The sequence below is a fragment of the Duffyella gerundensis genome, from assembly GCF_001517405.1.
Classification (GTDB): Bacteria; Pseudomonadota; Gammaproteobacteria; order Enterobacterales; family Enterobacteriaceae; genus Duffyella; species Duffyella gerundensis.
This window is the reverse complement of record NZ_LN907827.1, coordinates 549,484-563,992: the sequence shown is the minus strand read 5'-3', so window position 1 is coordinate 563,992 and position 14,509 is coordinate 549,484. Positions and strand designations below refer to the sequence as shown.

The following is a 14,509-nucleotide window of genomic DNA, read 5'->3' as shown; positions in this document are numbered from 1 at the left end:
ACCCTACTCTCACCATCATTCACTTTTCGCCGGCAACTGCGGTAGCGGCCAGAAAATTTCATTATGCGGTTCGCAAGGCGTGTTTTATCTACCGAATTGGTTACATGGCGCAACCAATAAGCATCAAATCCGGGCAGTTATGGGATTTATCCGAGCGAAGCGGCGGCATCATAGCACAGGCTTTTGGTGCGGGAGAGCAGGAACAATTGCTGAAAAAAAGAACAGGCGTTTATAGAGCAGTGAATGGGCATATCAGTGCGATATGCCCATTATAGGACTTATTTCACGGCAACCGGCCACTGGCTGAGACGGATGCCTCGCTGGCGCGCATTGTCGCCAAAATCTTCCAGTACGGCTTTAACGTCAGGATCGAGGTACTCCGCATTATCGTGATCGACGATAACCACGCTGTTCTCAGGAATCTCGGCTAATAATCCCTGCAGCTGTGGGTTATGCATGAAGGTCAGGTTTTGCTGGAAACGCAGCACATAGTGATCGTCATAGCGCGTCAGTTGCAGCGCGTTGCGATGGCTCTTATAGATGCTGCAAAGTATCTGCGTCGCCAGGCCAATACCGATACCCGCCAGCATGCCAAATACCAAAATACCGCCGATGGTCGCGAGGAACGGCACATACTGCTGTGCACCCATACGGAACTGCTCGACGAACAACCGTGGCGTCGCCAGCTTATAGCCGGTATAGAGCAGCACCGCGGCGAGACTGGCCAGCGGGATGACGTTCAGCAGATCGCTGAACCACAGGCCGCAAATCAGCAACAACACGCCGTGCAGCAGGATAGAGACTTTACTCTGCGCACCCACGCTGACGTTTACCGAACTCCGCACGATAACCGCCGTTACCGGCAAGCCGCCTAACAGGCCAGCGACCAGATTGCCGACCCCCTGCGCGCGCATCTCTTTATTAGGTGACGGCGGTGGGTTTTGCGGACGCAGCTTTTTCAATGCTTCAGCACTGAGCAGGGTTTCCAGACTGGCAACCAGCGCCAGCGTTACCGCCACGACATAGACCGCCGGGTTTTGCCACGCCTGCCAGTCCGGCCGCTCCAGTTCAGCGATAAGTGCGCCCGGACTGTCAAAGGTGGGCAGCACAATGCGCGGCAGGTTGGCAGACATCTCGGCCCAGATACGATCGCCAAATACCACGGCGAGGCCGCCAAACAGTACCGCAATCAACGGCCCCGGCACCCAATTCAGCCCTTTGATGTTTTTCACCAGCGGCGTGGTCCAGGCCCATAAAATCAACAGGCCAATGCCCGAGACAACAATAGCAGACGCCGAGAAGGCGAAATCGCCGCTGAACAGGCTACTCAGACTGGCATCACTGGCGGCGCCAAGCGCAACCGGAATCTGCTGCATGATCAGCAGAATACCAATTGCCGCTAGCATGCCTTTAATTACGCTACCCGGTACCAGCGTAATAAAGCGCCCTGCCCGCATGACGCCCAGCAAAAATTGCAGCACGCCAGCCAAAATCAGCGCGAACAAAAAGGCGGAAAACGAACCCAGCGTTTCGATGGCACCGACCACGATGGTCACCAGACCGGCCGCCGGCCCACTCACGGCAAAGCGTGACGGGCTTAATGAGGTGACCAGCAGACCACCGATAACGCCGGTGAGCAGGCCGACAAATGGCGGCAAACCGCTGGCCTGAGCAATGCCCAGGCAAAGCGGTAACGCCACCAGAAAAACGACAAGGCCAGCAGGAATATCCTGCTTCAGAGTGCTGAGATTCATGGTAAAGGTTCCTCTGCTGACTGCTGGATTAACTCTTTCAGGTGACCTGACTGCAGATCGTACACGCAGCCAAAGACGTCTAATTCTCTGCCCTGCTGCCAGGCTTTTCTTACCGGATCTGTCGCGATGAGCTCAGCAAATTGGGCAAGGACATTGGCTTCAACCAGGCGGTTGAGTTTGTCGCTTTCGTTATCCTCTGAAGCGGTAAATTCACGTAATCCGCTGTGCAGCGCGTCACGTAGCTGACTGATACGACGCGATAAAGGTGAATCTTCATGGGCAAGAGGACTGTCGGGTAATGCCAGCGCGGCCTGTACGCCGCCGCAACCATAATGGCCGCAAACCACAATGCGCTTTACCTCAAGCTGTTCAATGGCGTACTGCAGCACACTGAGCGTGTTGTCATCATTACTGACAACCATGTTGGCAATATTGCGATGGACAAAAAGCTCACCCGGATGCGATCCAGTTAATACTTCAGCCGGTACGCGACTATCAGAACACCCTATCCATAAAGAATGCGGTTTTTGTTGATGTAAAAACTTCTCAAAATATTTTGGATTACGTTGGCGGCGCTGTAAGGCCCAACTGCGATTCTTCGCTAACAAGGGTTTAAGTGTCGTCACGATAGGTCTCTCTCTGTTATCTGGCGGCGTGCTGCCCGGATGACGTAATTAATAAATGGTGCAATTTGTACAAAACTCGCTGCAGCCTGAAAAGTGTTACTCGTCACAGAAAAAGGTTATAGCCTTTAAAGCGTAATAACGCATCAATAAAATTTCCATAAATAAACGGAAAATTCAGTTTGTAAATTTATATTTATTTAATGTATTGAAATCGTCAGCAGTGCGATATTAATTAGATGAAAGTCTCATTACCGATTGATTTAAAAATCACTATAAATCATAAACATAATTCATTTAAATTAAGGAATAAGAAAAAATTATAATGACAAAATAATACAATTACTTTTCCAATGGAATTAATATGATATTTTTTAATCTCAATTAAAAGTGCGAATTATCTCATTCCAAAACAGCAGGGATCGAGCGAATTAACTGTTTAGCCCGGGGTAATACCTAAAGAAATGATAACCGCCGTGATAAATTAACCCAGTAAAGGCGGCTATTAATAAGTCGTATCGATGGAGGAATATCACCGGACTGTCCAACTGTTTGACGACAATTTATTCTCAACCTAAAGTCTAAAAGTCGCGTGGACGTGAAAAAGAAAGAAACTTCATTCGGCTTATAGATAGTCGCCTGGAATTTCCCACAAAAAGTACAGCTTAGCGTGGCACAAAACTGGCCATAAAAGAGGATGCTCTGGCCAGCGAAGCCGGAAGCGTAACGGTGGGCTAAACCGTATGTGCTGTGATCGGCCAACTACGGTAAATGCGGTTTTAATATAATCAGGGTTGCGTAATACTTGATGTATTAGCGGGCGATGACACGCTGCGCCCCTTCATTTACCCTGACAAAGGAGAATCTGTGTCTGAGAAAAAACACGTTCCCATCTCGGTGCTGGATTTAGCTCCTATACCTCAAGGCTCGAACGCTCGCGATGCGTTTCATAACTCGCTGGCGCTGGCCCAGCAGGCAGAAGAACTCGGTTTCCATCGCTACTGGCTGGCTGAACATCACAATATGACCGGCATTGCCAGTGCAGCAACGTCGGTATTAATAGGCTATCTCGCTGCCAACACGCGTACGCTGCGCCTCGGCTCCGGTGGCGTGATGTTGCCAAACCACGCGCCGCTGGTGATTGCCGAGCAGTTCGGCACGCTGGAATCACTCTATCCGGGCCGTATCGATTTGGGCCTTGGCCGTGCGCCGGGCTCCGATCAGCGCACAATGATGGCGTTGCGCCGTCACCATGCCAATCCGCACGTGGACAGCTTTCCCGATGATGTTGCCGAATTGATTAGCTGGTTCGACGCTAAAGAAGGCGAGCATCAGCCGGTGATACCGGTACCCGGGCTGGGACTGAAGATTCCGGTCTGGTTGCTGGGTTCCAGCCTGTACAGCGCTCAGCTGTCGGCGAAGATGGGGCTGCCTTTTGCCTTCGCTTCGCACTTCGCACCGGAACTGCTTTATCAGGCGTTACACCTCTACCGCGAGAACTTCCAGCCGTCGGAGCGTCTGGCGAAGCCCTATGCTACCGTGTGCATCAATGTGGTCGCAGCCGACAGCGATCAGGAAGCGCGGTTGCTGTTTACCTCAATGCAGCAGCAGTTTATTAATCTGCGCCGCGGCCGACCAGGGCCACTGCCGGCACCGGTGGAAAATATGGATAATCTGTGGTCACCCGCTGAGCAGTATGGCGTTCAGCAGGCATTGAGCATGTCGGTTGTCGGTGACGTGGATAAAGTGCGTAACGGACTGGCCGCGCTGATTCGCGAAACCCAGGCGGATGAGCTGATGATCAATGGCCAGATCTTTGATACGCAGGCACGACTGCGCTCGTTTGCTCTGGCGATGCAGGCTTCTAAATCATTGTAATGCTTTACGCCCGGGCCATCGCTTTACAGGCGGTGGCCCGTTTTCCCGCCTGAATCATCCCTGAATCTTTTCTTCCCCTGACGCCCTTTTTCACTATTTGCTTCACTATCTGCGGCGCTTATCGGTTAGGCAGACGAAAAAAACCAGCCACGAGGGCTGGTTTTTTTATTATGGACTGAAAATCAGCCCTTGCGATGGCAATCAGGCATCACGGCGACGTGTTGGTGCGCTGGTGCCTTCTTCGCGACGTGGACCACGTCCACCTTCACGATTGAACGTACCGCGGTTACCTTCACGACCAGCCTGTGGACGATCGCTACTGAAGCGACGGCCTGGCTCACGAGCTGCACCGGCTTCACGTCCGCCACGCTCACCACCACGACCAGCGCCTGCAGGACGACGATCGCCACCACGTTCAGCTGAACGCTCGTGTGGTTGAGCATCACCTAACAGCTGCATATTCATCGGCTTGTTCAGAATACGCGTGCGGGTGAAGTGCTGCAGAATGTCGCCCGGCATGCCTTTTGGCAGCTCAATGGTTGAGTGCGCAGCAAACAGCTTGATATTACCAATGTAACGGCTGCTGATATCACCTTCGTTAGCGATAGCACCAACGATGTGACGCACTTCAACGCCATCATCACGGCCCACTTCGATGCGGTAAAGCTGCATATCGCCAACTTCACGACGCTCACGACGTGGACGGTCGCCATCGCGTGCTTCACGAGCTTCGCGTGGTGCACGGTCCGGACGATCACCGCGACGATCGTCACGATCGCGGAACTCACGACGCTGTGGACGTGGCGCTTCTGGCACAACGATCAGCGGACGCTCGCCCTGTGCCATTTTCAGCAGTGCGGCAGCAAGTGTTTCCATATCCAGCTCATCCTGCGGAGAAAGCTTGCTCAGCAGTGCACGGTATTGATCCAGATCGCTGCTTTCCAGCTGCTGCTGAACTTTGCTGGCAAACTTAGCCAAACGGCGTTCGCCCAGCAGTTCTGCATTAGGCAATTCCACTTCTGGAATGGTCAGCTTCATGGTGCGTTCGATGTTACGCAGCAGACGACGCTCACGGTTCTCAACGAACAGTAAGGCGCGACCAGCACGGCCAGCACGACCGGTACGGCCGATGCGGTGAACATACGATTCTGCATCCATAGGGATATCGTAGTTAACAACCAGGCTGATACGCTCAACGTCCAGACCACGTGCTGCGACGTCGGTAGCGATCAGGATGTCCAGACGACCATCTTTCAGGCGCTCCAGGGTCTGCTCACGCAATGCCTGGTTCATGTCGCCATTCAGTGCCGCGCTGTTATAACCACTACGCTCCAGCGCTTCGGCCACTTCCAGTGTCGCGTTTTTGGTACGTACGAAAATGATCGCCGCATCAAAATCTTCTGACTCAAGGAAACGCACCAGTGCGTCAGTTTTACGACCGTAAGCGGTCCAGTAGCTCTGGCTGATATCAGGACGCGTCGTCATGCTTGACTGAATGCGCACTTCCTGAGGATCTTTCATAAAGCGTTTGGTAATACGACGAATCGCTTCTGGCATAGTGGCAGAGAACAGAGCGGTCTGATGACCCTCAGGAATCTGCGCCATGATCGTTTCGACGTCTTCGATGAAGCCCATACGCAGCATTTCATCAGCTTCGTCCAGCACCAGGCCGCGCAGGTTAGAGAGATCTAACGTGCCGCGTTTCAGGTGGTCAAGCAGACGGCCAGGCGTACCCACAACAACCTGTGGTCCCTGACGTAAAGCGCGCAGCTGCACGTCATAACGTTGGCCGCCGTAAAGGGCAACCACATTCAGACCGCGCATATGTTTAGAGAAATCGGTTACTGCTTCTGCTACCTGTACTGCCAACTCACGCGTTGGTGCTAACACCAGAATCTGTGGTGCCTTAACAGTAGGGTCAATGTTGTGTAGCAGTGGCAGCGAGAAAGCTGCAGTTTTACCGCTCCCGGTCTGCGCCATACCTAACACATCGCGGCCCGCCAGCAGGTGAGGAATACACTCAGCCTGGATTGGGGATGGCTTAACGTAGCCCATGCCGTTCAGTGATTCGAGAAGGTCGGCGTTCAGGCCAAGGTCAGCAAAAGTGGTTTGGATATCAGTCATGTAGTACACGTGCCTCTTAGATTGCGGCGGCCAGTCTACATAACTCGTCGTGAAAACTTTCAGTCATTTTCATCAAAAAGTGTGAACCGGCTCAAATTAGTGGTTTTGACGAACAAGAAAGCCCTCACCCCGTAAGATGATGACGTTTCGGAAATTCAGGCAATAAAAGTTCGTCAGCTATTGCTGGTCAGATTCTGATAAATCGTCTTGTGTCTGGCCGAGTAGCGCCAGTTCCAACAATGCGTATCGGTGCTCAACAAAGTTGTTTACGTTGTTAGCGACCGCCAGTTTGAACAACGCTTTCGCGTCGTCCTTCTCCCCCAGACTTAGGTAATGTTTACCTAAATAGAAGTTGGTTTCACTGAGATGTTCAGCGAGCGAGGTGTTATCCGTTGCGTCCGCCTTGAGACGTTCCATTAGCGTCTTCTCGCTAATGTCATCAAGGTAGAACTCGACAATATTCCATCCCCATTGATCTTTAGCCGCTTTGTCATAACGCTGTTGAAGCGCCACTTTGGCTTTGTCGGCATCCATCTCGCGTTCATCGAGGTAGAGCCACAAACTGCGGAAAGGATCGTTAGGATCGTCTTGATAAAACGCCAGCAGATCATCTTGCGCTAACTTGTATCGTCCGCCGTAATAGAGGGCGATACCACGATTTAAATGCGCATAGTTGTAAGTTGGATCAAGCTCAAGTACAGAATCAAACGCTTCATAGGCGGCATCAAAGCTCCCCGCCTGCGTTAAATATATGCCTAAGTAATTGAATACTTCAGGCATATCGGGTCTGATAGCCAGCGCTTGCGAAAAATCGTTACGCGCCAGTGCCCTCAAACCCAAACTATCATACAACACTCCGCGCTCATATAACAGCTGTGCGCGTTCATCATCGGTAATTGCCCGACTGGCAAGAATTTGTTCCATGCGCGCCAGGATGACTTCCTGTTGCAATGTGGGCTGTAGCGGAACAGCCAGGACTTCGTTCTTACGCCAATTTGAGTTGCTGCATCCTGCCAGCGTCAAAGCCGTCGCAACAACACACCAGCGCAAAAATGGCTTCATTTCCCACTCCTGAATACAAACATTGGGATGCGTATCCTGTCATCCGCCCGCTGTGCAAAAGGTTTCCCGCCCTCGCGATGAAACAAAACTCTCCCTGCGTGCAGGGAGAGCTCGCCAGACAAACGATTACTCGGCGTCAGGTGTTGTCACTACGTCGGCTTCCGCCTGCGGCTGCTCGACCGCTTCTTTGATGCTCAGGCGAACACGGCCCTGGCGATCAACTTCCAGCACTTTAACCGGAACTTCCTGGCCCATCTGCAGATAGTCAGCCACTTTCTCAACGCGCTTGTCAGCAATCTGAGAAATATGAACCAGACCTTCTTTACCGCCGCCGATAGCAACGAACGCACCAAAATCGACGATACGCGTTACTTTGCCGTTATAAACACGGCCAACTTCGATTTCAGCAGTGATTTCTTCGATGCGGCGAATAGCATGCTGTGCTTTATCGCCGTCGGTTGCAGCAATTTTCACTGTACCGTCATCTTCGATTTCAATCGTGGTGCCAGTTTCTTCGGTCAGAGCACGGATAACTGAACCGCCTTTACCGATGACATCTTTGATTTTGTCCGGGCTGATCTTAATAGTATGGATACGTGGAGCAAATTCAGAGATATCGCCACGCGGCGTGCTGATAGCCTGTTCCATCACGCTAAGGATGTGCAAACGCGCACCTTTGGCTTGGTTCAGAGCAACCTGCATGATTTCGCGGGTAATGCCTTCGATTTTGATATCCATCTGCAGCGCGGTGATACCTTCACGGCTACCGGCTACTTTAAAGTCCATGTCGCCGAGGTGATCTTCATCACCAAGGATGTCGGACAGCACAACATAACGATCGCCTTCTTTGACCAGACCCATTGCGATACCGGCAACAGCGGCCTTGATCGGCACACCTGCATCCATCAGCGCCAGAGAGGCACCGCAAACAGAGGCCATTGAAGAAGAACCGTTAGATTCAGTGATTTCAGACACCACACGTACGGTGTACGGGAAATCTTCTGGCTTAGGCATCATCGCCAACACGCCGCGCTTAGCAAGACGGCCGTGGCCAATCTCACGACGCTTCGGCGAACCGACCATACCTGTCTCACCGACCGAGTACGGAGGGAAGTTGTAATGGAAGAGGAAGCTGTCAGTGCGCTCGCCCATCAGCTCATCAAGATTCTGCGCATCACGTGCAGTACCCAACGTTGCGGTAACCAGCGCCTGCGTTTCACCACGGGTGAACAGCGCAGAGCCGTGAGTACGTGGCAGCACGCCAGTACGCACATCCAGACCACGGATCATGTCTTTCTCGCGGCCATCGATACGCAGTTCGCCGTTCAGAATACGCGAGCGGACAGCATCTTTTTCGATGGCGTGCAGAATATCGCTGATTTCACTTTCATCCAGCGTGGCATCTTCAGCCAGCAGCGCGGCGATAGTTTCTGACTTGATCACGCCAACCTGCGTGTAACGCTCTTGCTTCTCAGTGATGCGGTAAGCATCGCTCAGACGGCTTTCAGCCAGCGCAGCGATGCGGCTGTGCAGTGCATCGTTAGTCGCTTCTGGCTGCCAGTCCCAGCGTGGTTTGCCTGCTTCAGCAACCAGAGAGTTGATGTTTTCGATCACAATCTGCTGCTGCTCATGGCCATAAACCACGGCACCCAGCATCTGATCTTCGCTCAGCACGTCAGCTTCAGATTCAACCATCAATACAGCGCCCTGCGTACCGGCAACAACCAGGTCGAGGCTGCTCTGCTTGATTTCATCTACAGTTGGGTTCAGCACGTATTGATTGTTGATATAACCGACGCGCGCGGCACCGATTGGACCATTGAACGGCAGGCCAGACAGGCTCAGAGCGGCAGAAGCACCAATCATCGCTACGATATCCGGGTTAACCTGTGGGTTAACGGAAACGACAGTAGCGATAACCTGTACTTCATTAACAAAACCTTCCGGGAACAGTGGACGAACCGGACGGTCGATCAGGCGCGAAATCAGGGTTTCGCCTTCGCTTGGACGGCCTTCACGGCGGAAGAAGCTACCTGGAATACGGCCAGCAGCGTAGGTACGCTCCTGATAGTTAACGGTCAGCGGGAAAAAGTCCTGTCCCGGCTTAGCTTTTTTCTGTCCTACAACGGTAACGAATACCGCGGTGTCATCCATGCTTACCATTACGGCGGCCGTTGCCTGGCGCGCCATCATACCGGTTTCAAGCGTGACGGTATGCTGACCATATTGGAATTTACGTACGATCGGATTCAGCAAAATTGTATCCTTTAACTTCGACGCGGACGTTATGTAGTCCGCAATTGACCTCAATCTTTATTTGCATCCTCGCGACTAATGACAATCTTTAACTCCGCCCGGAGTAAAGTTTCTCATTAGCCGCGCGAACCTCTGCAAGCAAAGATCACTCTCAGCAACAATACATGAGTTTGGCGTGGATTGCTGCGCATTGCTTAAAAAAAGGGGCCATAAAGGCCCCCTTTTCGCGAAACTCGCACAAATCTGTTCACCAGACGTTGCTTTCTACAATTTAACGCTGTTGAACAAATTGTAGACTTAGCGACGCAGACCCAGGCTTTCGATCAGGCTGGTGTAACGTGCAACATCTTTACGCTTCAGGTAATCCAGCAGCTTACGACGCTGGGAAACCATACGCAGCAGACCGCGACGGCTGTGGTGGTCTTTTTTGTGCTCAGAGAAGTGACCCTGCAGGTGGTTAATCTGAGCAGTCAGCAGTGCAACCTGAACTTCGGTAGAACCGCTGTCGTTAGTACCACGACCGTATTTAGCAACGATCTCTGCTTTAGCTTCAACGCTTAGAGACATAATAAACTCCAATAAAAAAATGAATGTAAGGGTGCCGATCTCTAATTCAGCGACCCAATGAAAAGCGGGCTTATTCTACTCTTAGCCCATTGCGATCGCAAATGAGTCAGTCAGAATATTCAACAACCAGCCTTTTTGGCGCCACACGCCCATCGTCAGCTATTTCAGCCATACCGATGAATTTTCCCATCGCGCCTTCAGTGACCCGAACCAGACCGTTCTGCGGCGCGCCAGCTGCCTGTACCGGCATACCCTGCTTAAAGTAAGCCGCGCTGCTTTCCGGCAGGTTGACCTCGGGAAAGGCCGCGGCCGGGCTGTCCATCGGCATCAGTAACTGGTCGAGCGCATCACGATTTGCAGGATCGGATTCCAGCGCGGTTTTTTCCAGGGCCTGCAACTGTTCCAGCGTCACCATCTGGCTCACCGGATAGGTGGCCACTTCAAGGCGGCGCAGCATGGTCACATGCGCACCACATCCCAATTTCTCACCGAGATCATCAATAATGGTGCGAATATAAGTGCCTTTGGAACAGTGGATTTCCAGTTCCAGCTCTTCGCCTTCCCAACGAATAAACAGTAGCTCGTATACTACAATTGGACGCGCTTCACGCGGCACGTCAATGCCCTGACGCGCATACTCATAAAGCGGGCGACCCTGATGCTTCAATGCTGAATACATTGAGGGCACCTGCTGGCTTTCGCCGCGAAAGCTTTCCAGGGCCGTTTCAAGCTGCTCATTATTAAACGCAACCGGACGTTCCTCTACCACAATGCCATCTGCATCAGAGGTATCGGTTCGCTGACCGAGACGAGCAATAACGCGATAGCGTTTGTCAGAATCGAGCAAATAGCGGGAAAACTTCGTGGCTTCGCCGAGACAGATTGGCAGCATACCGGTGGCAAGCGGATCAAGCGCGCCGGTATGGCCCGCTCGGTTGGCGTTAAAGATGCGCTTCACTTTTTGCAGCGCATCATTGGAGGAGAGTCCCTGCGGCTTATCCAGCAGCAAAACGCCGTGAATATCGCGGCCACGACGACGAGGACGACTCATCAGTCCTCCTTGTCTTTATCCGCTGCGTCTTCGTCCGTCACATCTTCGCCACGGCGTTCAGCATCATTTTTCACTACGCTGGTAACCAGGTTAGACATGCGCATGCCTTCAACCAGCGAGTTGTCATAGAAAAAGGTCAGTTCAGGCACAATGCGCAGGCGCATAGCTTTGCCCAATAATGAGCGAATAAAGCCTGAAGCGTCCTGAAGCGCACGAATGCCTGATTTAACGGCATCTTCATCTTTGTCGTTCAGAAAGGTAACAAACACTTTGGCGTAGGCCAGATCGCGTGACACTTCCACGCCTGAAACCGTCACCATCATGCCAACACGCGGATCTTTAATCTCACGCTGGATAATCATCGCCAGCTCTTTTTGCAACTCTTGCGATACGCGCTGTGGGCGACCAAATTCTTTCGCCATAATTTTATTCCTCTCAAATAATTCGGGAGGCGCACAGGCCTCCCAAATATAGCGTCACCGAAACGGGACTGTTACTCAATGGTACGTTTGATTTCGATGATTTCGAATACTTCGATCATGTCGCCTGGGCGCACATCGTTGTAGTTCTTAACACCGATACCACATTCCATACCGTTACGGACCTCGTTAACGTCATCCTTGAAGCGGCGCAGTGATTCCAGCTCGCCTTCATAGATAACCACGTTGTCACGCAGTACACGGATTGGATTGTGACGTTTGATTGTACCTTCAGTCACCATACAACCAGCAATGGCGCCAAATTTCGGTGATTTAAATACATCACGAACTTCAGCCAGGCCAATGATCTGCTGTTTGTATTCCGGTGCCAACATGCCGCTCATCGCTGCTTTAACTTCGTCGATCAGGTTATAGATCACGGAGTAGTAACGCAGGTCGAGGCTTTCGGTATCGACAACGCGACGCGCTGAGGCATCGGCACGAACGTTAAAGCCAAGCAGAATCGCGTTTGAAGCAGCCGCCAGCGTGGCGTCGGTTTCGGTGATACCACCTACGCCAGAGCCAACAATCTTAACCTTTACTTCGTCAGTAGAAAGTTTCAGCAGTGAATCGGAGATCGCTTCCACAGAACCCTGAACGTCAGCTTTCAGCACGATGTTCAGTTCAGAAACTTCGCCTTCGCTCATGTTAGCAAACATGTTCTCCAGTTTAGATTTCTGCTGACGCGCCAGCTTAACTTCACGGAATTTGCCCTGACGATAAAGTGCAACTTCGCGCGCTTTCTTCTCATCACGAACAACAGTGGCTTCGTCACCCGCTGCCGGCACACCGGACAGGCCAAGAATTTCTACCGGAATAGACGGGCCGGCTTCCATGACTTCGCGACCGAGCTCATCGCGCATCGCACGCACGCGACCATACTCAAAGCCACACAGCACGATATCGCCTTTGTTCAGCGTACCTTCGCGAACCAGAACGGTTGCAACCGGACCACGACCTTTATCCAGGAAGGATTCGATTACGACGCCGCTTGCCATGCCTTCACGCACTGCTGACAGTTCAAGAACTTCAGCCTGCAGCAGAATAGCATTCAACAGATCGTCAATACCGGTACCCGCTTTTGCCGATACGTTAACGAACATGTTCTCGCCGCCCCACTCTTCCGGAATGATACCGTACTGGGTGAGTTCGTTTTTAACGCGATCCGGATCGGCATCAGGCTTATCAACTTTGTTGACGGCCACAACAACCGGTACACCGGCCGCTTTAGCATGCTGAATCGCTTCCACGGTTTGAGGCATCACGCCATCGTCCGCAGCAACAACCAGAATCACGATATCTGTTGCCTGAGCACCGCGGGCACGCATGGCGGTAAACGCGGCGTGGCCTGGGGTATCAAGGAAAGTTACCATGCCGTTGTCAGTTTCAACGTGGTAAGCACCGATATGCTGAGTAATGCCGCCCGCTTCGCCAGAGGCGATTTTGGTTGAGCGGATATAATCGAGCAGTGAGGTTTTACCATGGTCAACGTGGCCCATGATGGTCACGACTGGTGCACGAGATTCCTGAGAACCGGTGCTGTCGCGATCGCTCATTACTGCTTCTTCCAGCTCATTCTCGCGGCGCAGGATGGTTTTATGTCCCATCTCTTCAGCAACCAGCTGAGCGGTTTCCTGATCGATAACCTGGTTGATGGTCGCCATTGCGCCCATCTTCATCATTGCTTTGATGACCTGTGAACCTTTTACCGCCATTTTATTGGCCAGTTCAGCAACGGTAATAGTCTCGCCGATGATGACGTCACGGTTAACGGCCTGAGCCGGCTTGTTGAAGCCTTGCTGCAGCGTGCTTGGCTTACGGTGTTTACCACCTTTGCCACCACGAATTGCGGCGCGTGCTTCTTCACGATCGGTTTTGGCTTCAGAATGCTTGTTGCCTTTTTTGGCAGGACGCGCAGCCTTGGTCGTACGGGCACGACTACGGCCTTCTTCTACTTCACGATCGTTTTCATCTTCAGCCTGACGGGCGTGCTGTGAAGTGGTCACGTGATAGTCAGCGCTATCCTCGGTTACTTCAGTAGCAGCTTTAGATTCCCATTCAGCTGATTTCTCTTCAGCCATTTTGCGTGCCTCTTCTGCAGCACGCTTCGCATCTTCTTCGAGCTTACGACGTGCTTCTTCTTCGGCTTTGCGCTTCAGTTCAGCAGCTTCAGCCTCGCGGCGGGCTTTGTCTGACTGGGCAGCCCGGGTTACTTCGTCGGTTTGATTATTGCTCAATTTCTCTTTTTCCGCTGCTTCGCGCTTCACTTCAGCTTCGCGCCTGGCTTTTTCATCCGCTTCACGTTTTGCTTTTTCGTCAGCTTCACGTTTCGCTTTCTCTTCGGCCTCACGACGAGCCTGTTCTTCCGCTTCACGCTGCGCCTGAGCTTCAGCTTCGATCTGAGCTTGCTGCTCAGATTCCGCATCGCCTTTCACATAGGTGCGCTTCTTGCGGACTTCGATTTGGACCGACTTACTTTTACCGCCGGTACCGGGAATATTCAAGGTGCTGCGTGTTTTACGCTGCAATGTCAGTTTACCTGACGCGCTACTACCATGCTCACGGTTCAGGTGCGTCAGTAAGGTTTCTTTCTCTTGCTGGGTTACAGAGTCATTTTCAGACTTGCGGATCCCTGCATCAGCGAACTGCTGTACCAGGCGTTCCACCGAAGTCTGAATCTCTGCTGCCAGTGATTTTACGGTTACATCTGTCATG

General features: G+C 52.2%; 11 protein-coding genes. 1 reads left to right on the top strand and 10 read right to left on the bottom strand.

Annotation, left to right across the window (positions count from 1 at the left end):
* Window positions 1-278: 278 nt before the first annotated feature.
* Complete coding sequence (locus tag EM595_RS02585; RefSeq protein WP_067427585.1) at window positions 279-1,754, bottom strand: SulP family inorganic anion transporter; 1,476 nt, start codon at window positions 1,752-1,754, stop codon at window positions 279-281.
* Entirely contained in the window at window positions 1,751-2,380 is a 630-nt protein-coding gene (locus EM595_RS02580; RefSeq protein WP_067427583.1) for a carbonic anhydrase, read from the bottom strand. Before EM595_RS02580 ends, EM595_RS02585 begins: the two co-directional genes overlap by 4 nt.
* Before the next feature lie 864 nt (window positions 2,381-3,244).
* On the opposite strand from EM595_RS02580, the gene EM595_RS02575 reads away from it, so the two are divergent.
* On the top strand, window positions 3,245-4,255 hold the full coding sequence (locus tag EM595_RS02575) for a luciferase-like monooxygenase (RefSeq protein WP_067427581.1): 1,011 nt from the start codon (window positions 3,245-3,247) through the stop codon (window positions 4,253-4,255).
* Window positions 4,256-4,456: 201 nt separating this feature from the next.
* Here EM595_RS02575 and EM595_RS02570 read toward each other — a convergent pair whose 3' ends face one another.
* The 8 genes from EM595_RS02570 to infB all read right to left on the bottom strand — a co-directional run bounded on the left by EM595_RS02570 (window position 4,457) and on the right by infB (window position 14,508).
* Window positions 4,457-6,379, bottom strand: a complete 1,923-nt coding sequence (locus EM595_RS02570) for a DEAD/DEAH family ATP-dependent RNA helicase (RefSeq protein ID WP_067427579.1) — start codon at window positions 6,377-6,379, stop codon at window positions 4,457-4,459.
* 16 nt (window positions 6,380-6,395) lie between these two features.
* A complete protein-coding gene (gene yrbN / locus EM595_RS21500) occupies window positions 6,396-6,452 on the bottom strand; it encodes a protein YrbN (RefSeq protein WP_098053093.1) in 57 nt (18 codons plus the stop codon).
* Between the two features lie 104 nt (window positions 6,453-6,556).
* Window positions 6,557-7,441 carry a lipoprotein NlpI gene (nlpI, locus tag EM595_RS02565; protein WP_067427577.1) on the bottom strand — a complete coding sequence of 295 codons (885 nt, stop codon included), beginning with the start codon at window positions 7,439-7,441 and terminating at the stop codon, window positions 6,557-6,559.
* Between the two features lie 126 nt (window positions 7,442-7,567).
* Window positions 7,568-9,697 carry a polyribonucleotide nucleotidyltransferase gene (pnp, locus tag EM595_RS02560; protein ID WP_067427575.1) on the bottom strand — a complete coding sequence of 710 codons (2,130 nt, stop codon included), beginning with the start codon at window positions 9,695-9,697 and terminating at the stop codon, window positions 7,568-7,570.
* 297 nt (window positions 9,698-9,994) lie between these two features.
* The gene (gene rpsO, locus EM595_RS02555) at window positions 9,995-10,264 is read right to left on the bottom strand and encodes a 30S ribosomal protein S15 (RefSeq protein ID WP_025903869.1); all 270 of its coding nucleotides are present in this window, start codon (window positions 10,262-10,264) and stop codon (window positions 9,995-9,997) included.
* Window positions 10,265-10,370: 106 nt separating this feature from the next.
* The gene (truB, locus tag EM595_RS02550; RefSeq protein WP_067427574.1) at window positions 10,371-11,315 is read right to left on the bottom strand and encodes a tRNA pseudouridine(55) synthase TruB; all 945 of its coding nucleotides are present in this window, start codon (window positions 11,313-11,315) and stop codon (window positions 10,371-10,373) included.
* The gene (gene rbfA / locus EM595_RS02545) at window positions 11,315-11,737 is read right to left on the bottom strand and encodes a 30S ribosome-binding factor RbfA (RefSeq protein WP_067427572.1); all 423 of its coding nucleotides are present in this window, start codon (window positions 11,735-11,737) and stop codon (window positions 11,315-11,317) included. The genes truB and rbfA overlap by 1 nt, the downstream gene beginning before the upstream one ends.
* 71 nt (window positions 11,738-11,808) lie before the next feature.
* Window positions 11,809-14,508 carry a translation initiation factor IF-2 gene (infB, locus tag EM595_RS02540; RefSeq protein WP_067427570.1) on the bottom strand — a complete coding sequence of 900 codons (2,700 nt, stop codon included), beginning with the start codon at window positions 14,506-14,508 and terminating at the stop codon, window positions 11,809-11,811.
* Window position 14,509 lies beyond the last annotated feature (1 nt).